General features: G+C 40.6%; 25 protein-coding genes. 2 read left to right on the forward strand and 23 right to left on the reverse strand.

Annotated features, from left to right (window positions below; translation table 11 throughout):
- Positions 1-38 precede the first annotated feature (38 nt).
- Positions 39-2246, forward strand: a complete 2208-nt coding sequence (locus tag AAEY62_RS05225) for a two-component system response regulator (RefSeq protein WP_350634698.1) — start codon at positions 39-41, stop codon at positions 2244-2246.
- A gap of 76 nt (positions 2247-2322) precedes the next feature.
- On the opposite strand, the gene AAEY62_RS05230 is transcribed toward AAEY62_RS05225, so the two are convergent.
- Together AAEY62_RS05230 and proB are read right to left on the reverse strand one after the other, a co-directional pair.
- Positions 2323-3570 carry a glutamate-5-semialdehyde dehydrogenase gene (locus AAEY62_RS05230; RefSeq protein ID WP_007586417.1) on the reverse strand — a complete coding sequence of 416 codons (1248 nt, stop codon included), beginning with the start codon at positions 3568-3570 and terminating at the stop codon, positions 2323-2325.
- Positions 3567-4673 (reverse strand): glutamate 5-kinase, encoded by a 1107-nt coding sequence (gene proB, locus AAEY62_RS05235; protein ID WP_024608190.1) that lies wholly within the window; start codon positions 4671-4673, stop codon positions 3567-3569. Before proB ends, AAEY62_RS05230 begins: the two co-directional genes overlap by 4 nt.
- 870 nt (positions 4674-5543) lie before the next feature.
- On the opposite strand from proB, the gene AAEY62_RS05240 reads away from it, so the two are divergent.
- Positions 5544-7391, forward strand: coding sequence for a cation:proton antiporter (locus AAEY62_RS05240; protein ID WP_007586413.1), 1848 nt, complete (start codon positions 5544-5546; stop codon positions 7389-7391).
- A 69-nt stretch (positions 7392-7460) separates the two neighbouring features.
- On the opposite strand, the gene AAEY62_RS05245 is transcribed toward AAEY62_RS05240, so the two are convergent.
- The 21 genes from AAEY62_RS05245 to rpsJ form a co-directional block, all read right to left on the reverse strand.
- Entirely contained in the window at positions 7461-8099 is a 639-nt protein-coding gene (locus AAEY62_RS05245) for a tetratricopeptide repeat protein (RefSeq protein ID WP_007586412.1), read from the reverse strand.
- A 111-nt stretch (positions 8100-8210) separates the two neighbouring features.
- Positions 8211-9524, reverse strand: a complete 1314-nt coding sequence (locus AAEY62_RS05250) for an adenylosuccinate synthase (RefSeq protein WP_010554354.1) — start codon at positions 9522-9524, stop codon at positions 8211-8213.
- 214 nt (positions 9525-9738) lie between these two features.
- Positions 9739-10617, reverse strand: a complete 879-nt coding sequence (gene hflC / locus AAEY62_RS05255) for a protease modulator HflC (protein ID WP_010554353.1) — start codon at positions 10615-10617, stop codon at positions 9739-9741.
- Between the two features lie 5 nt (positions 10618-10622).
- The gene (hflK, locus tag AAEY62_RS05260; protein ID WP_010554352.1) at positions 10623-11792 is read right to left on the reverse strand and encodes an FtsH protease activity modulator HflK; all 1170 of its coding nucleotides are present in this window, start codon (positions 11790-11792) and stop codon (positions 10623-10625) included.
- A gap of 100 nt (positions 11793-11892) precedes the next feature.
- Positions 11893-13182: a ribosome rescue GTPase HflX gene (gene hflX / locus AAEY62_RS05265; RefSeq protein WP_350634700.1), complete on the reverse strand. Its 1290-nt coding sequence runs from the start codon at positions 13180-13182 to the stop codon at positions 11893-11895.
- A gap of 15 nt (positions 13183-13197) precedes the next feature.
- Positions 13198-13461 carry an RNA chaperone Hfq gene (gene hfq / locus AAEY62_RS05270; RefSeq protein WP_024590569.1) on the reverse strand — a complete coding sequence of 88 codons (264 nt, stop codon included), beginning with the start codon at positions 13459-13461 and terminating at the stop codon, positions 13198-13200.
- A 76-nt stretch (positions 13462-13537) separates the two neighbouring features.
- Positions 13538-14455, reverse strand: a complete 918-nt coding sequence (miaA, locus tag AAEY62_RS05275) for a tRNA (adenosine(37)-N6)-dimethylallyltransferase MiaA (protein ID WP_024590568.1) — start codon at positions 14453-14455, stop codon at positions 13538-13540.
- Between the two features lie 10 nt (positions 14456-14465).
- On the reverse strand, positions 14466-16313 hold the full coding sequence (gene mutL, locus AAEY62_RS05280) for a DNA mismatch repair endonuclease MutL (protein ID WP_350634701.1): 1848 nt from the start codon (positions 16311-16313) through the stop codon (positions 14466-14468).
- A gap of 36 nt (positions 16314-16349) precedes the next feature.
- Positions 16350-17693 carry an N-acetylmuramoyl-L-alanine amidase gene (locus tag AAEY62_RS05285; protein ID WP_024597271.1) on the reverse strand — a complete coding sequence of 448 codons (1344 nt, stop codon included), beginning with the start codon at positions 17691-17693 and terminating at the stop codon, positions 16350-16352.
- Positions 17694-17720: 27 nt separating this feature from the next.
- Entirely contained in the window at positions 17721-18188 is a 468-nt protein-coding gene (tsaE, locus tag AAEY62_RS05290; RefSeq protein ID WP_350634702.1) for a tRNA (adenosine(37)-N6)-threonylcarbamoyltransferase complex ATPase subunit type 1 TsaE, read from the reverse strand.
- Between the two features lie 488 nt (positions 18189-18676).
- Positions 18677-18934, reverse strand: coding sequence for a 30S ribosomal protein S17 (gene rpsQ / locus AAEY62_RS05295; protein ID WP_002957888.1), 258 nt, complete (start codon positions 18932-18934; stop codon positions 18677-18679).
- Positions 18934-19125 (reverse strand): 50S ribosomal protein L29, encoded by a 192-nt coding sequence (rpmC, locus tag AAEY62_RS05300; protein ID WP_002957889.1) that lies wholly within the window; start codon positions 19123-19125, stop codon positions 18934-18936. The genes rpsQ and rpmC overlap by 1 nt, the downstream gene beginning before the upstream one ends.
- Positions 19125-19538 (reverse strand): 50S ribosomal protein L16, encoded by a 414-nt coding sequence (gene rplP / locus AAEY62_RS05305; RefSeq protein ID WP_002957890.1) that lies wholly within the window; start codon positions 19536-19538, stop codon positions 19125-19127. The genes rpmC and rplP overlap by 1 nt, the downstream gene beginning before the upstream one ends.
- 12 nt (positions 19539-19550) lie before the next feature.
- A complete protein-coding gene (gene rpsC / locus AAEY62_RS05310; RefSeq protein WP_002957891.1) occupies positions 19551-20252 on the reverse strand; it encodes a 30S ribosomal protein S3 in 702 nt (233 codons plus the stop codon).
- Between the two features lie 11 nt (positions 20253-20263).
- Entirely contained in the window at positions 20264-20596 is a 333-nt protein-coding gene (gene rplV / locus AAEY62_RS05315) for a 50S ribosomal protein L22 (protein WP_002957892.1), read from the reverse strand.
- A gap of 13 nt (positions 20597-20609) precedes the next feature.
- Positions 20610-20888, reverse strand: coding sequence for a 30S ribosomal protein S19 (gene rpsS / locus AAEY62_RS05320; protein WP_004588689.1), 279 nt, complete (start codon positions 20886-20888; stop codon positions 20610-20612).
- Positions 20889-20903: 15 nt separating this feature from the next.
- A complete protein-coding gene (rplB, locus tag AAEY62_RS05325) occupies positions 20904-21728 on the reverse strand; it encodes a 50S ribosomal protein L2 (protein ID WP_002957895.1) in 825 nt (274 codons plus the stop codon).
- A 15-nt stretch (positions 21729-21743) separates the two neighbouring features.
- Positions 21744-22046 carry a 50S ribosomal protein L23 gene (gene rplW, locus AAEY62_RS05330; protein ID WP_002957896.1) on the reverse strand — a complete coding sequence of 101 codons (303 nt, stop codon included), beginning with the start codon at positions 22044-22046 and terminating at the stop codon, positions 21744-21746.
- A complete protein-coding gene (gene rplD, locus AAEY62_RS05335; protein ID WP_002957897.1) occupies positions 22043-22648 on the reverse strand; it encodes a 50S ribosomal protein L4 in 606 nt (201 codons plus the stop codon). The genes rplW and rplD overlap by 4 nt, the downstream gene beginning before the upstream one ends.
- A gap of 17 nt (positions 22649-22665) precedes the next feature.
- Positions 22666-23301 (reverse strand): 50S ribosomal protein L3, encoded by a 636-nt coding sequence (gene rplC / locus AAEY62_RS05340; RefSeq protein ID WP_002957898.1) that lies wholly within the window; start codon positions 23299-23301, stop codon positions 22666-22668.
- Between the two features lie 27 nt (positions 23302-23328).
- On the reverse strand, positions 23329-23640 hold the full coding sequence (rpsJ, locus tag AAEY62_RS05345) for a 30S ribosomal protein S10 (RefSeq protein ID WP_002957900.1): 312 nt from the start codon (positions 23638-23640) through the stop codon (positions 23329-23331).
- Positions 23641-24043: the final 403 nt, after the last annotated feature.

The following is a 24043-nucleotide window of genomic DNA, read 5'->3' on the forward strand; positions in this document are numbered from 1 at the left end:
AGATTTAATATTGTAAAGAACGCAGAGAAGGACAGATAGTGCATTCAAATTACCTCGCAAACAATAATGGATTAACCACAGAACAAAAGCATAAACCTTTAATTCTTATTGTTGATGACGAACCTAGTAATTTACACGTATTAGTAGAAGGACTTTTAACTGACTACGATGTACGTATTTCTACTAGTGGTGAGCAGGCTTTGATCTTTATTGAGTCAACTCGGCCTGACTTGATTTTATTAGACATAATGATGCCTGGCATGGACGGCTACGAAGTATGTAATATACTCAAAGCGAAACAAAATACCAAAGGCATCCCCGTCATATTTGTAACTGCGCTTACCGAGGAAGAGTCTGAAGAAAAAGGCTTTGCTATGGGCGCAATTGACTACATACACAAACCTTACAAGCTAGCGCTCGTTAGAGCACGCATTCGCACTCATATTACCGCTCAAGGCATGCTAGATAGGCTTATAGAAAAAAACTTCGACCTGCACGACAAACTACTTGAAATAGAGTCACTGGCGAAAGAATTAAGTCAGCGTGAAGAAGAATTAAAAGAACTCTCCTCAAAACAAAAGTTATTTTATCAAGCCCTAACGGGAACCGCTGATGGCGTTGTTATTACCGACAGTAACGGAAAAATTATTGCCGTAAACCCTTCATTTTGCCGGATTACAGGTTACTCTGAATCTGACTCCCTGCAAATGCAGTTGCACGATATTAAACAAAATAACCACCCTAGTATTAGCTTTGATCAAGTATGGGAACATGCTAGCCAAGCAGGCTATTGGAGTGGAGAACTTGTAACTAGACGAAAAAATGGCGAGCTTTACCCTGAGCTGCTAACTCTCAGTATGGTAAAAAGCGAGCAAGATACCAACGTGCACTATATTGGTGTATTTAGTGATATTTCTAGCGTTAAGATAACGCAAGAAAGAATTCACTACCTCACATGGCATGATGAACTTACAGGTTTGCCCAACCGAAATGGTTTTTTAAAGCAGTTAGAGCAGCAACTTCAGGTTTGTAGTACCGAAAATAGTTATGCCTATATTTATATTATTGACATAGACAGCTTCCACTCAATAAATGATGGATTAGGCCTACTCGCTGGCGATAACATTTTAAAAGAATTAACTAAACGAATTCATTCTAAGGTGAGTAAAAAAGATGTTATTGCTCGCTTAGGCAGTGATGAATTTGCAGTACTGTGTACAGTTGAAAAAGGCGTTGGCAGAGCTAGAGCTCAAGCTATGGCTGAAAATAAAGCCCAAGAGCTACTTATAGGTATAAACTATCCATTTAAAGTGGATGAGCAAGAGGTTAGCTTAACGGTAAGTATTGGTACGTATATTTTTCCACGAGATGATCAATGGGAAAGCGCTATTGAAACAATTCGTAACTGTGAAGCTGCCTGCTACAAGGCAAAAGAGAAAGGCGGCAATAGGGTTACCTTTTTTGATACTTCATTTGGCGAGCAAGCAAAACGCCGTTTTGAAATAGAGCAAGATTTACGTAAAGCTATTTCAAATAATGAGTTATCCCTATATTTACAATCTCAATTTGACCGAAGCCAAACCCTTAAAGGCGCTGAGGTTTTATTAAGATGGGAGCATCCTCAAAAAGGCTTTATTAGCCCTGGTGAGTTTATATCTATAGCTGAAGAATCAGATATAATTTATGACTTAGATTGCTGGGTAACTTCAAATGCACTTGAAATATTAACGCAACTTAGTAAAACTCACCCTAAGTTAAACCTATCAATTAATGTAAGTGGCAGGCACTTTCATGAAGCGCGTTTTTTAAGCTTTATTAGCCAACAAATAAAGCAACATAGCATTAATCCTCAGCAACTCACTATTGAGATAATTGAAGGTACATTACTTAATCACATGGAAGCGGCTATTGAGGCTGTTCACTTTCTCAAGAAGCTAGGTATTAGGGTATCAATTGATGACTTTGGTACTGGATATTCGAGTTTAACTTATCTTAAACAACTACCAATACAAGAACTTAAAATTGATCGTTCTTTTGTATTGGAAGCACCGACTGATAATAACGATAAGTTAATTATTGATATGATTGTAAGCTTAGGCCGTTTATTTGAACTCGAGATAGTTGCTGAAGGTGTTGAGAACCAGTCCCACTTTGATTTATTGCAGGAATATCCAGAAGTTATTCTTCAAGGCTATTATTTACACAGGCCTGAACCTGCAAGCGACTGGCTTGAAAAACTAAATTAATTACAGAGTAGTCTGAAAAAACAAAAAAGCCGAGTATTTCCATACTCGGCTTTTTAATGAAATTAAGCTTTAGCGGTTACTCGCGAACTTGGCCTTCACCATTCACTAAGTACTTCTCAGTAGTCAGTGACTCAAGTCCCATAGGGCCGTATGCATGAAGCTTAGAAGTTGCTATACCAATCTCTGCGCCTAGACCCAGCTGTGAGCCATCAGAAAAGCGAGATGATGTATTAACCATAACTACAGAAGCATCAACACTACGCTGGAATAACTCTGCAGCGGCTGCGTTTTTAGTGCAAATTACTTCAGTGTGGTTTGATCCAAACTGTGCAATGTGTTCAACCGCTGCCGTAAAGTTTGGTACAACGCGAATAGCGATTTCTAGGTCTAGATATTCTTCACCAAATTCGTTATCGGCTAACACAGTTGCATTATCAAAGTATTTAGCTGCAAAGCTGTCAGCATTTATTTTTACACCTTCTTGGCGTAATACAACTGCGCACAGATTTAAAAACTCATCTGCAACATCTTGATGAACTACTAAGCCCTCAAGTGCATTACAAACACCGGTACGCTGCGTTTTACCGTTAAGTAGTAAGTTAAGCGCAATTTCTAGGTCTGCATCTTTATCTACATATAGATGACAAACGCCTTTGTAATGCTGAATTACTGGGATCGTACTGTTTTCAGTAACAAAGTTAATTAAGCCTTCACCGCCACGTGGAATTATTAAATCAATGCTTTCACGTTGCTGCATCAATTCCATTAATAGTGCACGATCTGGATCTGGAATCACTGAAATAAGTGATACTGGTAAGTTATGCTTTTCAAGTACGCTGTGCATTACACTTGCGATAGCTTGCGAACTTTTAAGTGCTTCTTTACCGCCACGTAAAATTACGCCATTACCTGATTTAAAACATAATGCGCCAGCATCTGCTGTTACATTTGGGCGTGCTTCGTAAATCATACATACAACGCCAAGAGGTACGCGCATTTTACGAATTTTAATGCCATTTGGACGCTCTGTGATATCACGTAGCTGACCAACAGGATCGTCCAGGCTTACGATTACTTCAATGCCTTCTGCCATTGCTTCAATACGCTCATCGTTTAGCGTTAAGCGGTCGATCATTGAGGCTGCTAAGTTATTGTCGCGTGCTGCGCTTAGGTCACTTTCGTTTTCTTTGATTATAAATGCTTTTTGCTCTCTTAGTGCCGCTGCCATTTCAACGAGTACTTGATTTTTAGTCTCGGTATCGAGTAAAGCAAGTGTATGGGCAGCTTTAGCTGTCTGGCGTGAAATGTCCGTAATTAAACTCATGACTTCTCCAATAATGCGATATGTTTTTCAGATATAACTGGTCCAATTGAATCCTGCATTTTTTCGCTGAATTCACTCTGTTCGTTGTCTGCAATAAAGTTTAACAAACAGCTACTATAATTTGCGGTCGCTTTAGCTAAACGCGTACCGTCTTCACTACGTACTAAAATGGTATCACCAACAGCAAATTCACCATGGACTTCCATGATTTCATCACCGCGAATACATCCACTTTCACCTTCAAGGGATTCATCAAATGATCCATCAACAACAACTTCACCTTGCTCATTTGCTGTGTGTGTCATCCAATGTACAGAGTCCTGCATCGGTTTTTCGTACGGTAAAAATATGCTGCCAGGATTTTCCCCAGCTAGCAGTTTTGTAAATGTTTCTTCTTTAAAGCCGTTTATAATATAAGTCGCTATACCATGTGACGTTGCTTTTTCTGCCGCTTCTATTTTGGTTTTCATGCCACCAGTACCAACGGCACTTGTAGCACATCCTGCCATAGCATAAATAGATTCATCAATTGATTTTATTTCAGGCAGTAACACAGCATCATCATGCAAGTTAGGATTTTTATCATACAGCCCATCAACGTCTGAGAATATTAATAAAGCATCGGCATCGGCAGCTGCTGCGACCATTGCTGATAAGTTGTCGTTATCACCCACTCTTAAGTCGTCGGTAGTTACAGCATCATTTTCATTAATGATAGGAAAAACACCATGCTCAAGTAAAGTAAACACTGTTTCGCGAATACTTTGATAACGCTCGCGGTCACGTAAATCGCCATGCGTTAATAATAACTGCGCAGATGGAAAGTCAAAAAAGCGGTCCCACATGGCGATCATTTCTGTTTGGCCTGCTGCCGCCATTGCTTTTTTCATCACCACAGAGCGAGGTTTGTCTGATGGGAATAAATGCGCTCCAGCCGCTACAGAACCCGATGATACTAAAATCACCTCGATTCCACGGGCACGACAACGAACAATGAACTGTGCGATGGTTAATATGTAACGCGAACGGCAGCCATCTTGATCTGGTGCAATTAATGCACTACCTACTTTAAGTACGATACGTCGCCAATTTAACTTTTGCATAAATGCTCAACTTTCCATTTTATCTGCGCTCATCTTAATTAGACGAGCTAAAACTAAGTAGCTAGGTTTAAAACATAGCTTCGAATTTTTCTTTTCATTTAGGCAACACTTTTTTACACACACGCAAAAACCATATCTAAAACAAGAAGCTTAGATTTGAGGTTAAGTAAAAGTAGCAACAACCCAATAATATTGAGCAGCACTAATCAAAAAATTTAAAAGTGTTGTTTATGCATCGCTGTAAAAAGCTGTGTGTGGCTTTTTTATTAACAACATACATAGAGCCTCTAAAGTCTGATACACCAACAGATAGGGTGAAGACCAAAGGACCGAGATTTAACCGCCACGATGGGGGGCTAAATATTGAAAGTAATAGTTCAACTCAAACCTTTATTTACTTAAATAATTAAATAAACTTGTTTGGCAAAACCATACCAAGAATTCGGCAAATGATATTTTGTAATGCTCAAATACTAGAAACATCACTAACACATGATTATAAAGATTAAAAATGACGTTAAGATTAACAAGCCTGTTTTATCTTCAATAAACTTCGTTAGATGACTAATTATTAGAACACGAAGTATAATACACCAAATACCCCTTTAAAATCAAGGTTAAAATTCGAACTAAGTTAATACAAAACACTCATACCCTTTATATTGTTATTAAAATTCAATAAATTAAACAATTAATACACTTTAAAATAAGGTGGCTAAGTTCTCGCTAAATAATTTAAGCCTACTAATCTTTTATAAGCAGCTAAAATTGATTAGTAATATTTGAGTTTCCGGTGTATACCCCTGTATTAATAATTAACAAAAGTTATACTTTCTAAACATATCGTCATAAATAAGGAATTCTTAATCTATGTCAGCAATTTACATAGCCGGTATCGCACTTTGCTCTGTGCTTGCCCAATGGGTCGCGTGGGCTTTTAGAGTACCCGCTATTCTTTTCTTATTGCTTACTGGTCTTTTACTTGGACCATTTAGTGGTGTTTTAGACCCTGATGCACTTTTAGGTGATTTACTGTTTCCAGTAGTATCACTAAGCGTTGCCATCATTTTATTTGAAGGTTCCTTAACTCTGCATTTCAGAGAATTAAAAGGGATAGGAAAAGTTGTAAGGAATCTCTGCTCAATCGGTATGCTTACTACCTGCATTATTATTAGCCTAAGCGCCTACTGGTTGCTTGAGCTTAACTGGCGTGTTGCTGCGGTACTAGGCGCAGTACTCGTTGTTACTGGCCCTACCGTTATAGCACCGCTATTAAACTCAATGCGCCCAACACAAGACATAGACCGTATACTTCGCTGGGAAGGTATTGTAATAGACCCAATTGGCGCATTATTTGCTGTATTGGTATTTGAAGCTGTAATGCTTGTAGGCCAAGGCGAAGTATTTAGTCATACTATTATTGCTTTAGTTAAAACCCTAGGTGTCGGTTTAAGTATTGGTGTTGCTGCAGGTTGGCTAACAACCCTATTAATGCGTCGCGAGTGGCTGCCATTTGAATTACATAAGTTTGGGATTTTAGCACTAGTCCTTATTAGTTTTTCTGTATCAAATTATTTAAGCCATGAATCAGGCTTATTAGCAGTAACTGTATTTGGTATTTGGCTTGCGAACCAAGACGATTTAGAAATAGATTCTGTACTTGAGTTTAAAGAAGACTTGTCGATGATATTAATATCAACGCTGTTCATTTTACTTGCAGCACGTTTACAGCTTTCTGATTTGATGATGCTCGACAGCGATGTATTTATATTTTTAGCTATTGTGCTTTTTGTTGCACGCCCACTGTGTATTGCTATTTCGACCTTTGGTACTGACTTACCAATGAAGTCTCGCTTGGTACTTGCCTGGATTGCTCCACGCGGTATAGTTGCCGCAGCAGTTGGGTCGGTATTTGCACTAAGTATGATGGAAGCTGGCGTTGCTGATGCTGAAAAGATGGTGCCACTTATATTTACGGTGATCATCATTACGGTTGTGCTGCAAAGCTTAACAGCCATCCCTGTTGCCAAGCTATTAGGTGTACGCCAACCATCGCCAAACACAATATTAATTATTGGTGCAAACCATGTATCGCGTGCAATTGGACGTGGCTTACAAGAGCAGAATATTCCGGTTCACCTTTCAGATCCTGCATGGGAAAACTGCAGAATGGCACGTATGGATGGCTTAGCTTGTTATTATGGTAACCCGCAATCAGAGCATGCAGAACGCTACTTACCTCTAACAACTATTCGCAGTGTCTTAGCGCTATCGCCAAACCGTCATCATAATGCGCTAGGCGTTCAATACTTTTCGCATTTACTTAATGAAAAAAATGTATTTTCGCTTCGCTCATCAACGTCGCATGCTAAAGCAAATAAAGACAGTGCAACGTTTTTATCTAGACAAATATTGTTTGGAGACGAAGGCTCGTATGCACGTTTAAGCAGTATTATAGCTAAAGGCGGTAAGGTTAGTTCAACACGTATCTCGGATGAGTTTAGCTGGGAGCAATACCTAGAAATGAACCCTGAGGCTATCCCTTTGTTTATTCTTAAAGGTGATAAAGACAGCGACGACGATACGCCTATTAAGCTAAGACCGTTTACAATCAACATGGAAAAACCACCGCAAGAAGGTGAACGTGTTGTTGCATTACAGCCGCCTAAAATGTCGGTTTTAAAAGACCCGCAAACAAAGGCTAAAGAAGAAAGTTAAACACTTTTACAGGTAGTAAAAACTCAAAAACCCTAACTTAAAAAGTTAGGGTTTTGTTTTTAAGGGCCATTAAATAGGAAGACGAGCTCGCGCAACCACACTATCTGGCATTTTTTGCGCTAACTTAGTCAACGCTCGCTCAATTTTTTTATGAGTAGCTTTATCTGCCACCATAGAATTAAATAGCCAACGGTATGCATCTTCAAAATCTCGCGGGCTGCCATAGCCATCATTAAATAATTTAACCAAACGTAGTTGTGCTTTTAAATTGCCTTGCGACGACGCTTCACGCAAATACGTAATTGCCATTGCTTTATCTTGCTGGACTAAACGCCCAGTGTCGTAGTAACGCCCTAACTGCTCTAGCGCTGCCGCTAAGCCTTGCTCAGCCGCTTTTCGCATGTAATACACACCTAACTCTACATTACGATCCACGCACACGTTATAAGCCAGCATATCGCCGTATAAAAATTGATAAGACGGCAATGCCATTTTATTGGCTCGTGCTTCTATATCTTGCACTAACTGGCAATCATCTGCCTTTACCCGCGCTAAATGCGTATTTTTATTTATTAACGCAATTAGCTCAGATTCTGTATACAGCGGTACAGCAGCAGGGCTTTCTGTAGCTAAGCTGTTGGTTGCTATAAATAAAGACAGCGGAATTAACGAAAGCCTTAATACGCAATTACGGTAAAATAAACGCATGCTCACCACTTATAAAAATAAACTTATTAAAATATATACAAAGATCGTTCCAAGGTGAATTTTAGATACAAAAAAAGCTGCACTAGGCAGCTTTTTTTAATCTAATGGTAATTACGCAAACGGGTTGCGAAGTACCATAGTTTCTACGCGGTCTGGACCTGTAGAAATAATATCAATTGGAACACCCGTAATTTCTTCAATACGCTTGATGTAGTCAATCGCAGCTTTTGGTAAACCGTCAAGACTCGTTACACCAACAGTGTTTTCTGACCAACCTGGCATTTCTTCGTATACTGGCGTTACTTTATCGTAACCTTCAGCTGCTAATGGTGTTACGTTAGTAACTGTGCCATCTTCAAGCTTGTAACCAATACAGATTTTAAGCGTTTCTAAGCCATCTAAAACATCAAGCTTAGTTAAACAAAAACCTGAAATACTGTTGATTTGAACCGCACGGCGCATAGCCACTGCATCTAACCAACCAGTACGACGAAGTCGACCTGTTGTAGCGCCAAACTCATGGCCTTTATCACCTAAGTGCTTACCAACTGGATCTTGTTTCTCAAGACCGTCGTAAAGCTCTGTAGGGAAAGGGCCTGAACCAACACGTGTAGTGTACGCTTTAATAATACCTAAAACGTAATCAAGGTTTAATGGACCAAAACCTGCACCAGTAGCAACGCCACCAGCTGTAGTATTTGAAGATGTTACATAAGGGTAAGTACCGTGATCGATATCAAGTAACGTACCTTGTGCACCTTCAAATAAAATGTTTTCGCCTGCTAAACGCGTTTGATCTAAAAGCTCAGTTACATCTACAACCATTGCTTTTAAGATATCAGCAACAGCCATTGCATCATCAAACGTTTTTTGGAAATCTACAGCGTCTACTTTGTAGTAGTTAACTAAAGTGAAGTTATGGTATTCAAGAACTTCTTTTAATTTAGCTGCAAATAATTCAGGATTAAATAAATCGCCTACGCGTAAACCACGGCGAGCCACTTTATCTTCGTACGCAGGACCAATACCACGGCCAGTTGTACCAATTGGCTTATCGCCACGAGCAGTTTCGCGGGCTACATCTAATGCAACATGGAAAGGCAAGATTAGCGGACATGCTTCACTTATTAAAAGACGCTCGCGTACTGGTACGCCGCGTTCTTCAAGCATGCCAATTTCTCTCATTAGCGCTTCTGGTGATAAAACTACACCATTACCAATCACACATTTAACATTGTCACGTAATACACCCGATGGAATAAGGTGTAGAACCGTCTTTTCACCTTCGATAACTAAAGTATGACCCGCATTGTGGCCACCTTGATAACGAACTACTAAAGATGCTTTGTCTGTAAGGAGATCAACTACCTTACCCTTTCCTTCGTCACCCCATTGGGTGCCTAATACAACAACGTTTTTACCCATCGTAAATTCACTTAGAGAAAATTAGGACGAGATTTTACCAGAAAACTAAAGTAAAGATCACCCCTGTTCAGCTTATTTTTTCTGCGCGCATTTGTTATATCCAAATATTAGCTAATAACCACATAAATAACAGTGATTTAAAGCACTAGACTGTGTTTAACAAAAAGCCCCGCAAATGCGAGGCTTTTTAACTTTTAAATAATTAGCGTAAAGCCTATTGAGCTTTAGCGCCTTTCATATATTGGAAGAAGTCGCTATCTGGTGAAAGCACCATAACGTCTTGCTTATTTTTAAAAGTCTTTTTGTAAGCCTCGAGCGAACGCACAAAACTAAAGAACTCAGGGTCTTTGTTATACGCGCTTGCATAGATGCCTGCTGCATCAGCATCGCCTTGACCACGTACAGAACGCGCATTACGCTCTGCATCGGCAAGCATTACTGTTACACGACGGTCAACACCCGCACGAATAGTCTCGGCTTTTTCCTGACCTTCAGAACGGTGCTCTTTTGCAACAGCAGTACGCTCAGCGCGCATACGTTGGTAAATAGAGCTACTCACTTCTTGTGGTAGGTTAATTTGCTTAACACGTACGTCTAGCACCTCAATACCAAGCTCACGTGCACTTTCAGAAGCTTGTACTAACGCTTCTTCCATCAACTCGCTACGCTCACCCGATACAATTTCGCGAATTGTACGTGTACCAAAGTTTGTACGAAGACCATTATTTACTTTTTGTTTAAGTAGCGTTTCAGCATATTGCTTATCGCCACGGGCACGCAAGTAAAAAGCGCTAAAGTCATTAACACGCCATTTTACAAACGAATCAACAATTAAGTCTTTTTTCTCACTAGTAACAAAGCGGTCCGGCGCACCATCTAGCGTTTGAATACGTGCATCAATGCGACGTACTTGGCTAAAAAATGGCACCTTAAATTGTAGGCCTGGGCCATATACAATCGCTTGATCGTCGCTGTCTTTTTGTACTTTACTGAATAACATTACAATTGCTTTTTGCCCTTCAGGTACAACAAATACCGATGAGAAAGACATAACAATGGCAGCTAATAGTATTACTAAACTAAAGTTTTTCATTATGATTATCTCCCATCATTGAAGCGGTCGTTGTTAAAGCGGTCATTGCCACTATTAACAGAGCTATTGCGCGACGTATTTACTTTATTGCGTAAATCTTGAATATCACTAGAGCTTGGAAGTGCAACACGTGTTGCTGTCCCTTGCTTATCCATGATCTTATCAAGTGGTAAATAAAGCATGTTATTACCGCCTTTAACATCAACCAATATTTTAGAACTACTCCCTAACACTTCTTCCATTGCATCAATGTATAAGCGCTCACGAGTAACTTCTTTAGCTGCTTGATATTCAGGTAATAGCTTTTCAAAACGAGCTACTTCACCTTGTGCTTCTAATGTAATACGCTCTTGGTAACCTTCCGCTTCTTGAGTCATACGCGTTACTTGACCACGAGCACGCGGTTCAATTTCACGAGCATATGCTTCTGCTTCACGAATGAAACGTTCTTCATCTTCTTGTGCAGCAATCGCATCATCAAATGCATCTTTAACTTCAGTTGGCGGACGAGAGTCTTTAAAGTTCACGTCAGTAACAATTAAACCTAAGTTATATGGTTCGATAATCTTATTAAGCTCATCCCATGTATTTTGACGCACAACCTCACGGCCATTAGTTAATACTTGGTCCATTTTTGCATGGCCCACAACGTAACGTAGTGCACTATCTAGTGCTTCTTCTAAGCTACTATCAGCGTTAGTTACGCTAAATTCATAAAGGTATGGGTCAATAACACGGTATTGCACCTGAAACTCAACGCTCACTACGTTTTCGTCTTCAGTAAGCATAAAACCAGAAGCCGATAATGAACGAACTGCTTCAATATCTACTGGGATTACCGTTTCAATAAACGTCATTTTCCAACGCAGACCAGGATCAGCAATTCGGTCATATTTACCAAATTGAAGAACCACACCACGCTCGGCTTCTTTAACCGTATAAATACCACTTAACGCCCATACAATAACGGCGATAATAAGTATGAATGAAATACCGGCTCCGCCAAGTCCACCGCCGCTACCATTGCCGGATTTTTTCCCGCCAAATAAGCCGCCGAACTTGTTACTAAACTTGCGGAACACCTCGTCTAAATCAGGTGGGCCTTGATCACGTCCGCCTTTATTATTCCACGGATCTTTGTCATTGCCATTATTACCCGGTTCATTCCAGGCCATAGCTATACTCCATTGTTATCTAAATAAATTAGGAAATTGTGTTAAATCTAACAAATCTACCGCGTTTCTCATACAAAAACCGACATTAAAACGTCAATTTTTAATTACGGTTGATAAAACCAGCAATTTCAGGACCAAATTCTTTAATTAAACGATTCCACTCAACCATTGGCATTCTAACATCTAACAGCCAATTACCTTGCTCATCAAATCGCTCTTCATGTACTGCATTTAAACTAAACAATGCAGCTCTTAGGCGACCATACAATGGCGTAAGAAATAATGTTTCGTTAAACATCTTCTTAGCAAGTAGTTCACTAATAGCCTCACTAAGTAATTCACACCCTTCACCAGTCTGAGCGCTAAGCCATACTCTTATAGGTTGGCTTTCGTCATCTCGATCAATACGTGGGCTTACGTTATCCAGCGCATCAATTTTATTATAAATTAATAGCTGTGGTACTTCATCGGCTTCAATTTCTTTAAGCACCGATTGTACTTGTTCAATATTCTCTTGAAGACGAGAGTCTGCTGCGTCAATTACATGTAACTGTAAATCAGCTTCACGAGTTTCAGTTAGCGTTGCTTTAAAAGCAGCAACTAAGTCGTGCGGTAAATGACGAATAAAGCCCACTGTATCAGCTAAGATAACAGGACCAACATCACCTAATTCAAGCTTACGTAGAGTCGGGTCAAGCGTTGCAAACAACTGATCGGCCGCGTATACATCTGAATTCGTAATTCGATTGAATAATGTAGATTTACCCGCATTGGTATAGCCAACTAACGATACCGTAGGTATTTCGTTACGAGTACGAGCTCGCCTACCTTGTTCGCGTTGCACTGCTACTTTAGCTAAACGCGCACGGATATTTTGAATTCGGGCACGAAGTAATCGTCTATCTGTTTCAAGTTGGGTTTCACCAGGTCCACGTAAACCAATCCCGCCTTTTTGGCGTTCAAGATGGGTCCAGCCCCGAATTAATCGAGTAGACATATGGCGAAGTTGTGCCAATTCAACCTGCAGCTTACCCTCATGGGTACGTGCACGTTGGGCAAAAATATCAAGAATTAGCGTCGTTCTATCAAGCACACGACACTGACAAACACGCTCTAAATTACGCTCTTGTGACGGTCTGAGTTGATGATTGAAAATTACGACATCTGCATTGTGGATTTTGACAATCTCAGCTATTTCTTCTGCTTTACCGGTACCGACGAATAGTTTCGGATGTGGTGCTTGACGGCTGCCTTGCACAACCGCCAAACTACTAACACCAGCAGAAGATACCAACATTTCTAATTCATGAAGATCTTCACGATCCCCTTCTTTAGGTAAGTCGATATGAACTAAAATTGCCTGTTCGCCGGATTCATAGCGGTCAAACAAACATTATGCTCCTAATTAAAAGTTACCAGCTTCTGGCTCTTCAGTTTCTTCACTCCCTTGAACTGCTTGGAAGTTAACTGCGCGAGCAGGGACAACTGTTGAAATTGCATGCTTATAAACCATTTGATTTACGGTGTTCTCTAGTAAAATAACAAATTGGTCAAATGACTGAATTTTGCCTTGTAATTTTATGCCATTTACCAAAAAGATTGATACTGGAATGCGCTCACGTCGTAGTGCATTCAAAAATGGGTCTTGTAACGATTGGCCTTTTGCCATGTTATTGTTCCTTCGTTCTAGGTGTTATTATAATTAAGTGGCTGAACTTATTTGATAAAAAAACATTCAACTACTACTAGCTTAGCGAACTTACTACACGATGCAAGTTTTCTTCGTCACCTGTTGTTAACCAAGTAACATCAGGCCAGCTACGAAGCCACGTTAACTGACGTTTTGCCAATTGACGTGTTGCTGCGATGCCACGAAAAACCATTTCATCATGGCTTGTTTCACCCGCAAGGTAATCCCACATTTGTCTATAACCAACACAACGAATAGAAGGCATATTGGGGTGTAAATCCTTACGTAGATATAGGGTCGAAACTTCATTTTCAAACCCCTGATCAATCATTATTTTAAACCTTTCTTCAATTCGGCTGTGTAATTCGCTGCGTTCTTGCGGTGCAATCGCAAATTGATGAAAAGTATAAGGTAAAGCCGGCTGCTTTTGCTTTTGCAACTCAGTCATGGTCTTACCAGTTAACCTGTAAACCTCTAAAGCTCGATTAATTCTTTGTGAGTCATTTTCACTTATTTTTTCGGCTGCTTTTGGGTCAACTTTAACTAATTCTTTATATAAATGAGGCCAGCCAAATTCTTTAGCTTGTGCTTCTAGCTCTGATCTTATTACTGTATCTGCTTCAGGCAAAGGCGATAAACCATCAATTAAAGATTTGAAGTACAACATTGTACCTCCAACTAATACAGGTACTTTACCTTGTCTATGAAATTCGTCAATTTTTTGTACTGCATCGCGCCTAAAATCAGCAACTGAATATGTTTCACTCGGGTCAAGTAAGTCGATCAGATGATGCGGAGCTTTAGCAAGTTCTTCTGCATCGGGTTTTGCAGTACCAATGTTCATATCTTTATACACTAACGCTGAATCAACGCTGATTATTTCTGTATTTAAATGCTCGCACAGTGAGATTGCCAATGCTGTTTTACCAGCAGCAGTTGGACCCATTAAAAATATGACTGGTAAATTACTCAACACTGATACCTTAATCTAATTGCATTAAATAGTGATTTAGCTCTATTTTAACTGCTTTTTCGCGTAAGCGTTCAATAGTTTGCGGATTATTTTGTAAGCGCATTTGTTGCGCTAAAAACACATTGCTTAAATAAAACCGGGGAGGTACACATTTTATCTGCCACTCTAACCAATTCTCTATATTTTCAAGCCCTGCTTTACACCCATCAAGTAGCTCACCTATCGCTGTACTTACATCAAGTAAATATAAGCACGCTGGCAATTTTTTAACCATTACAAACTGTTTTTCTATTACGAGTTCAAAACCAAGTAAAGTAAACCACGATTGCTGAGCTTCTATAAGTAAGCAATCTTCTTTTGATAAGTTTACTCTTACGGGCAGCAAAAGGGCTTTCCCTTCTAAACTTCCGGACTCTTTAATTTGATTATGCCAATCATCTACCAATACATATTTGAAATGTGAGCAATACAATTGCTGCTCAACACTAAATACACACGCACCTTCATTAACACTGATGATTGAAACTGTCTTTAAAACATTATGCGCAGACTCTAACTGGTGTTGTGCTATAGGTATGTTTGCTACATTATCAAAATGCGCAGCGTGTTGCTCACTCACACCTTGATAAAACGCGTTTACATCATGATGGCTTGTACTTGGTGTAGCACGGTATGCCCCGCCACCGCCAACACTTCTAGTACCTGATGACGAACTACCAGCACTTCCAGAGTAAGAGGGCTGTAATTGCGATTTAGGGTAATCAAATACTCCATCCGCTTTTGTATCATTAGAACTACTATGCGCTGACCCCATAAACACAGGCGCAGATTCCACCTCAGAGCTAAGCGGTTCATTCGTAAACTCACCTTGCAGCGGCACTACCACTTGCTTAATAGCCTGTAATATAAAGTCATGAATTAAGCGCCCTTGATGAAAACGCACTTCATGCTTAGCTGGATGAACATTTACATCAACCTGCCGAGGGTCTATATCAATATAAATGACAAAACCGGGTAATTCTTGTGTTCCGCTTACTTCTTCAAATGCCTGGCGTATAGCATGCAGAATAAGTTTATCGCGCATCATACGATTATTAACATAAGTATACTGAGTCGTATTAGCTGAACCTACAGGTAGCACCCAACCATGCAGCTGTAAGCCACCCTCTCCTGATTGAATATGCAAACCTTGCTCAGCAAAAGCCTTACCTGCAATTTGCGCTACACGTGTAATAGCCTGAGAGGGATCTGTCTTCGCACGATACTGCCTTACTACTTTTTCGTTGTGAGTTAGTGTAATAGAGACATCAAAGCGACTAAGCGCAATACGCTTTATCAACTCATCAATATGGCTAAATTCAGTTTTTTCGGTACGCAAGAATTTACGACGAGCTGGGGTGTTAAAAAATAAATCTTTTACTTCAATGGTTGTGCCATCAGGGTGCGCTACTGGCTTCACTTGCACGGCCATATCGCGACCTTCTGCAAATGCTTGCCAAGCAGCTTCTTGATCTTTTGGTTTTGAGCTCAGCGTCAAACGCGATACAGAGCTAATTGACGCAAGCGCTTCCCCCCTAAAACCAAGTGAACAAATATTTTCAAGGTCATCTAGAGATTTTAATTTACTCGTAGCGTGACGAGAAAGCGCGAGCGTTAGCTCATCTTTACTTATCCCTGAACCGTTATCACGTATACGAATAAGCTTATGACCGCCACGCTCTATATCTATCTGAATACGTGTAGCGCCAGCATCTAAACTGTTTTCGACTAGCTCTTTTACTACCGACGCTGGGCGCTCAACCACTTCGCCTGCGGCAATTTGGTTAGCTAAACGCGCGGGTAATATTTCAATATTCATGAGATTTCCTAGCAAGCATTGCGCTAATAATAATGACTAACTTTGTGGTATATCGAGCTCTTGCCCAATAAACAAAGTATTAGAGCTAAGCTTATTAACTTGTTTTAATTCAGTGACTGTAATGCCATAGCGACTCGCCAACATACTTAAAGATTCACCCGGGCGTACCTTGTGCTTTGTGGGATATTGCGACTTTAATTTAGCAAATAAAGAGTCATCAGGTGGATTTTTTAAATAGTAATTTTTAATTGAAGTAAATATAGCTTTAGCCAAACGCTCTTGATGGTTTGCACTTTTAAGCAGCTTTTCTTCTCGTGGGTTAGATATAAACCCTGTTTCTACTAAAATTGATGGGATATCTGGTGATTTAAGTACAGCAAGACTCGCATGTTGGGGATCTTTTTTATGCAGCTTAGCAACTTTACGTAGCTCTTTAACCACTTCGTCAGCTACGTTTAAGCCGGTTTTCATAGAGTGATCCATCGACATATCAAGTAATGCTTGCGCTAAGTATTTTTCGTTAGCGGCATCTTTCATTACATCCGCAGCGCCACCTAAAAGCTCAGAGTGCTTTTCTTTATCTTCTATCCATTTACCTATCTCTGAATTAGCACGCCTTAACGACAACACCCAAACAGAGGCACCATTTGGTCCCGGGCTCGTAAATGCATCAGCATGAATAGAGACAAAAAAGTCGGCCTTTTTTTCACGAGCACGATTGGTACGCGTATTAAGTTTTACAAAGTAGTCACCGCTTCGTACCATGCGCGAAATCATCCCACGTTCGCCATCAATCATGCGCTCTAAACGTTTTGCAATTTGCAGTGTTACTGTTTTTTCGTACGTGCCAGAGGGACCAATTGAACCTGGATCTTCGCCGCCATGACCCGCATCAATTGCAATCACAATATCGCGTTCTTGGCTTAACTGGCGGTTTTTAGCTGCTGTTTGAGCAGGAGAAACAACTGTGGCAGCTTGGCTTTTATTGTATAAATCAACAACGAGCCTGTTTTTATAAGGGCCTGTAGGCGCTAAAGCAAATACAACTGGCTTTACTGGTGCGTTTAATTCAAACACTAACCGAACACTGTGCTTATTTTTAGGTTTTGAGTAGCGTAGCTTGCTCACTATTTGATGTTTTGGTGGTACACCTGGTAGTATTTTTAACTCGCTAGTGTTTTCTAAATCAATTACTAGGCGGCTTGGGTTTTTAAGCATGAAATAGCTAAAGTCAGGCTTATCATTTAAATCAAATACCACACGCGTACTATCAGGGGACGGCCATACGCGTACACTATTAATTGTATTTTTGGCCCACAGCGGCAAGCTTATGGTAATAACCATAAGGTAAATAAAGAGTTTAACTACACCTCGGCTCATTTGATAATTACTGCCTTAACTATATTATTATTTGTTATTTAGTTTTTCGACAATTGCTACACCACACTCACTGGCGCTATTAATAACAATTTTACGTTCGTTACCCATATAGCTTAGAGTAATATCTAAATCAGGCACAGGAATAAATTCACCACCTTTTTCAGGCCACTCAACAACGCAAATTGCATCTGGTGAAAAATAATCGCGTATTCCCATGTATTCTAGTTCTTCAGGGTCACCTAAGCGGTATAAATCAAAATGATAAACATTTGCGCGCTCGAGTTCATAAGGTTCAACAAGTGTATACGTTGGGCTTTTAACTTTGCCTGTATGTCCAAAGCCTTGCACTAGCCCTCTTGTAAACGTTGTTTTACCAGCGCCTAAATCACCATGTAAATAAATAACCGCACCTTGCTCTATAATATCAGCAACGCGATTACCCATTGCAACCGTGGCTACTTCATCAGTCAAATGAAATTCAAAACTACGCGTCATTACTACCTCAAAAATTCATTCAAAAGCGCATATTTGCTAATCATACCAGAATATTAATTTAAGGCGATAAATTGAGGTTTTAGACATAAAAAAACCAGATAAGCTGATGATGAAAGTTGTGTATGGATGTCTATTTTCGATACTTTGAAACTGTATCATTGTAATAAAATAAGGTAAGTGAGTTCTCAAACTAAAAGACTGTAAAAGAAAAGTAACACCACGAATTAGATGACCCCATGTTGGCATTAAATTAACTGAGATATGTAAGTTTATTATCTAACTTCTTCTGATTCAGTAGATGGTTCTGCTAGCAAAAAAGTAACTGGTACATGAAACTCTCAACTACTCCCCAAGATAACTTTGTATTTTCAGATAGAAGACTAATCCAGGTGACCCGCTCACCCTAGTTTACTGTTTGCAGGTGCTTTAAATACAAAAAGCCCCAGCTAATGCCGAGGCTTTTTTAAAAAACTAACTTAATTAAAAAATTAAGCTTGTTTTGGACTAGAAATAACGTCTACTAAAGTCCAAGATTTATTCTTAGAAATTGGTGCGCATTCACGGATAGTAACTACGTCACCCGCTTTTGCTGTGTTATTTTCGTCATGTACGTGTAACTTAGTCGTACGTTTAATGAATTTCCCATAGATTGGGTGCTTCACGTAACGTGCGATAGCGATAGTGAAAGATTTTTCCATCTTGTCGCTGATTACACGGCCTTGAAGAGTACGAATTTTATCGCTCATTATTGACCTGCCTTCTGGTTAATAACTGTTTTTACACGCGCGATATCGCGGCGTACTGTTCTTAGCGTGTGTGTCTGAGCTAACTGACCAGTGCTAGCTTGCATGCGCATATTAAATTGCTCACGAAGTAGTCCTAGAAGTTCAGCATTAAGCTCTTCTACGCTTTTGTCTTTTAGTTCGCTAGCTTTCATCACATTACCGTCCGAGTTACGAAAGTTGTTTTGAATGGCAATTTACGAGCAGCAAGGTCGAATGCTTCACGAGCAAGCTCTTCTGAAACACCTTCCATTTCGTAAAGTACTTTACCAGGCTGAATTTCAGCAACCCAATATTCAACAGAACCTTTACCTTTACCCATACGAACTTCAAGAGGTTTTTCTGTAATCGGTTTGTCAGGGAAGACACGAATCCAGATTTTACCTTGACGTTTCACGTGACGCGTCATAGCACGACGAGCTGCTTCGATTTGACGAGCAGTCATACGGCCACGGCCAGTTGCTTTCAATCCGAAAGTACCGAAGCTTACTTTGTTACCGTTTTGCGCTAAACCGCGGTTGCGGCCTTTGTGCATTTTACGGAATTTTGTACGTTTTGGCTGTAACATTAGTCGCTACCTCTACTTAGCACTTTTCTTGGCTTTCTTTGGTGCGCGTTTAGCTGGCTTCTCTTGCTCTTGTACTAGTGGTAAACCACCAATAACTTCGCCTTTGAAGATCCAAACTTTAACACCAATGATACCATAAGTGGTTAAGGCTTCAGAAGTTGCGTAATCGATATCAGCACGAAGAGTATGTAGAGGTACACGACCTTCACGATACCATTCTGAACGTGCGATTTCAGCGCCGCCAAGACGACCGCTAACTTCAACTTTAATCCCTTTAGAACCGATGCGCATTGCATTTTGTACCGAACGCTTCATAGCGCGACGGAACATAACACGACGTTCTAGTTGAGAGGCAATGCCGTCTGCTACTAGTTGTGCATCTAGTTCTGGTTTACGTACTTCAGAGATATTAATCTGAGCAGGTACACCAGCGATTTTAGTTACCGCTTGACGTAATTTTTCTACGTCTTCGCCTTTTTTACCGATAACAACACCCGGACGAGCCGTATGAATTGTTACACGGATTGATTTTGCTGGACGCTCAATAACGATTTTAGACACAGAAGCCGTTTTCAATTCCTTAGTAAGGAATGTACGAACTTTGTGATCGCCAAAAAGCTGTGCAGAGAAATCTTTTGAACTCGCGTACCAGGTAGAAACCCAAGGTTTAGATATACCTAGGCGAATACCAGTAGGATGAACTTTTTGTCCCATTACTTATACTCCTAGCTATCTGAAACCATAACAGTGATATGGCTTGTACGCTTAAGGATGCGGTCTGCGCGTCCTTTAGCACGAGGCATAATACGTTTCATTGTAGGACCATCGTCCACAAAGATCGTTGTTATACGAAGCTCATCAATGTCAGCACCTTCGTTATGCTCTGCGTTAGCAATAGCAGACTCAAGTACTTTCTTAACTAATACAGCCGCTTTCTTCGGGCTGTACGCCAGGATTTCTAGTGCGCGATCTACAGGTAACCCGCGGATCTGATCTGCAACTAGACGTGCTTTTTGCGCCGAACCAGAGGCGAATTTATGTTTAGCTAATGCTTGCATTTATCTTCCCCTCTTATCGTTTCTTCGCTTTCTTATCCGCAGCATGGCCACGGTAAGTGCGAGTTGGTGCAAATTCACCTAGTTTGTGACCGATCATTTCGTCAGAAACGAAAACTGGTACGTGCTGGCGACCATTATGGACAGCAATGGTCAATCCGATCATGTTAGGTATGATCATTGAACGACGGCTCCAAGTTTTAATTGGCTTTTTCTCACCGCTTTCCAAAGCTTTCTCTACCTTCTTCAGCAAGTGTAGGTCTATAAAAGGACCCTTCTTGAGAGAGCGTGGCATGGCTATTCCTCAATATTACTTAGTACGACGACGTACTATAAATTTATCCGTACGCTTGTTCTTACGCGTCTTCGCACCTTTAGTCGGTTTACCCCATGGAGACACAGGATGACGACCACCAGATGTACGACCTTCACCACCACCGTGTGGGTGATCTACCGGGTTCATGGCAACACCACGAACTGTCGGACGAATACCACGCCAGCGATTTGCACCTGCTTTACCAAGTGAACGAAGCATATGCTCAGCATTGCCTACTTCACCTAGAGTCGCACGACAATCAGATTCAACTTTACGAACTTCGCCTGAACGAAGACGTAATGTTACATATTGACCATCACGAGCAAGGATTTGAACGTATGCACCAGCAGAACGTGCGATTTGAGCACCTTTACCTGGTTTTAATTCTACGTTGTGAACAGTCGAACCTACAGGCATATTACGCATTGGTAATGCATTACCAGGCTTGATTGGTGCATCAACACCAGACTGGATTGCATCGCCAGCTTTTAAGCCTTTAGGTGCGATAATGTAACGACGCTCACCGTCTGCATATAATACAAGAGCGATGTTTGCGCTACGATTTGGATCGTATTCTAAACGTTCAACAGTAGCTGGAATGCCATCTTTAGTACGTTTAAAATCGATTAAACGGTAGTGTTGTTTATGACCACCACCGATATGACGAACCGTAATACGACCATTGTTATTACGACCACCTGATTTAGAGTTTTTCTCTAAAAGTGGTGCGTATGGCTTACCCTTATGTAGATCAGAGTTAACCACTTTAACTAGGTGACGACGGCCCGCAGAAGTAGGCTTACACTTTTGAAGTGCCATAATTCTATCCCCTTATTACTCGGCGCCGCCGACAAAGTCTAGCTCGCTGCCTTCTTTAAGAGTAACGTAAGCTTTCTTCCAGTCGCTACGACGACCGAAACGTGCGCCAGTACGTTTTGTTTTACCCTTAACGTTAAGTGTGCGAACACCAGTTACTTCTACTTCAAAAAGCTTCTCAACTGCTACTTTAATTTCAGCTTTAGTTGCGTCATTTACTACTTTAAAAACAATAGTATTGTTTTCTTCAGCAGCAATTGTGCTTTTTTCAGAGATATGTGGAGCAAGGATCACTTTTAAAAGACGTTCTTCGCGAATCATGCTAGCGCCTCCTCAAGTTGCTTAACAGCAGCGGCTGTAATAAGTACCTTATCGAAAGCAATTAAGCTTACAGGATCGATACCAGCTACATCACGTGTGTCAACCTTATAAAGGTTACGTGCCGATAAGAAAAGATTTTCATCTACTTCTTCAGTCACGATAAGAACATCTTTAAGCTCAAGTTCTTTAAGCTTAGCAACTAGTTCTTTAGTTTTTGGTGCTGCTAGAGCAAAACTTTCAACAACGATTAAACGCTCTTGACGAACTAATTCAGATAAGATGCTTTTAATCGCACCACGGTACATTTTACGGTTTACTTTTTGGCTGTGGTCTTGTGGTTTAGCTGCAAAGCTAACGCCACCTGAACGCCAAATTGGGCTACGGATTGTACCGGCACGTGCACGGCCAGTACCTTTTTGAGCCCATGGTTTTTTACCACCACCGCTTACTTCAGAACGTGTCTTCTGAGCACGAGTACCTTGACGAGCACCTGCTGCGTATGCAACAACTACTTGATGTACTAATGCTTCGTTAAACTCACGTCCAAAAGTAGCTTCAGAAACTTCAAGACCGCCAGAAGCGTCTTTAATTGCTAATTCCATCACTAAATCTCCAGGACTTATGCTTTAACAGCTGGTTTAACGATAACGTCACCGCCAATAGCTCCAGGTACTGCACCCTTAACTAAAAGCAAATTACGCTCAGCGTCAACGCGAACTAGTTCTAAGTTTTGAGTCGTTACACGCTCAGCACCCATATGACCGGCCATTTTCTTACCTTTAAACACCTTACCAGGTGATTGGTTTTGACCGATTGAACCAGGAGCACGGTGAGATAGAGAGTTACCATGTGTAGCGTCTTGCATGCTGAAATTCCAGCGCTTAACACCACCTTGGAAACCTTTACCTTTAGAAGTACCGGTTACGTCAACCTTGTTGATTTCGTTGAATAATTCAACAGTAAGCTCAGCGCCTACTTCAAAATCGCCTTCACCACCGTTAAGGCGGAATTCCCACAGACCGCGACCCGCTTCAACACCAGCTTTAGCGAAATGACCCGCTTTAGCTTTGTTTACACGACTTGCTTTTTTAGTGCCTGCGGTTACTTGAAGCGCGTTATAACCGTCTGTTGCGTCAGATTTGATCTGAGCAATGCGGTTAGGTGTCGCTTCAATAACTGTCACAGGGATAGATACACCATCTTCAGTGAAGATTCGTGTCATACCCACTTTACGACCGACTAGACCTAATGCCATTTTCCTAAAACCTCTCTAATCTTTCGATTAACCCAGGCTGATTTGAACATCAACACCAGCAGCAAGATCTAAACGCATAAGCGCGTCTACAGTCTTGTCAGTTGGTTCTACGATGTCTATCAGACGTTTATGGGTGCGGATCTCGTACTGATCACGCGCATCTTTATTAACGTGCGGTGAAGTTAGTACAGTAAAACGTTCAAAGCGTGTAGGTAGTGGGATTGGACCACGTACTTGTGCGCCAGTGCGTTTCGCAGTTTCCACGATTTCTGCCGTTGATTGGTCAATCAAACGGTGGTCAAAAGCTTTTAGGCGAATACGAATGCGTTGATTTGACATTCTTAACCTCAATATAAAGAGCATATAAAAGAGCATAAAAAAACGACCGAAACAATCTTAAAACTTAAGATGTCGGCTGTTTGATTATATCTACGTTGAGTTCCAAATCGGAACTCCTGTTTATTAGCTTGAAATCCAAGCTTAATTTATCCTTTCTAATTCCCAGAGGAATTTTGAAAGCCTGCGTATTATAGAGGTATTGGTGATAAATGCAACAACTATTTAGAAACAATACAATGGCTGTAAATTTGATTAAATAAGCGCCCATACATGCTTATTAGCTATACTTGAACTAATAGCTCTACTTGCTAGTCAATAAACAAGTTAACACCTTAATTACGCAAACTAAGTGATTTTTAGATATTATGGTATCCTACTGCGCTAATTTTGCCCTTAATACTCT

Origin of the sequence: Pseudoalteromonas sp. GW168-MNA-CIBAN-0100 (assembly GCF_040309225.1) — a bacterium.
In the GTDB taxonomy this organism is placed as follows: Bacteria; Pseudomonadota; Gammaproteobacteria; order Enterobacterales; family Alteromonadaceae; genus Pseudoalteromonas; species Pseudoalteromonas arctica.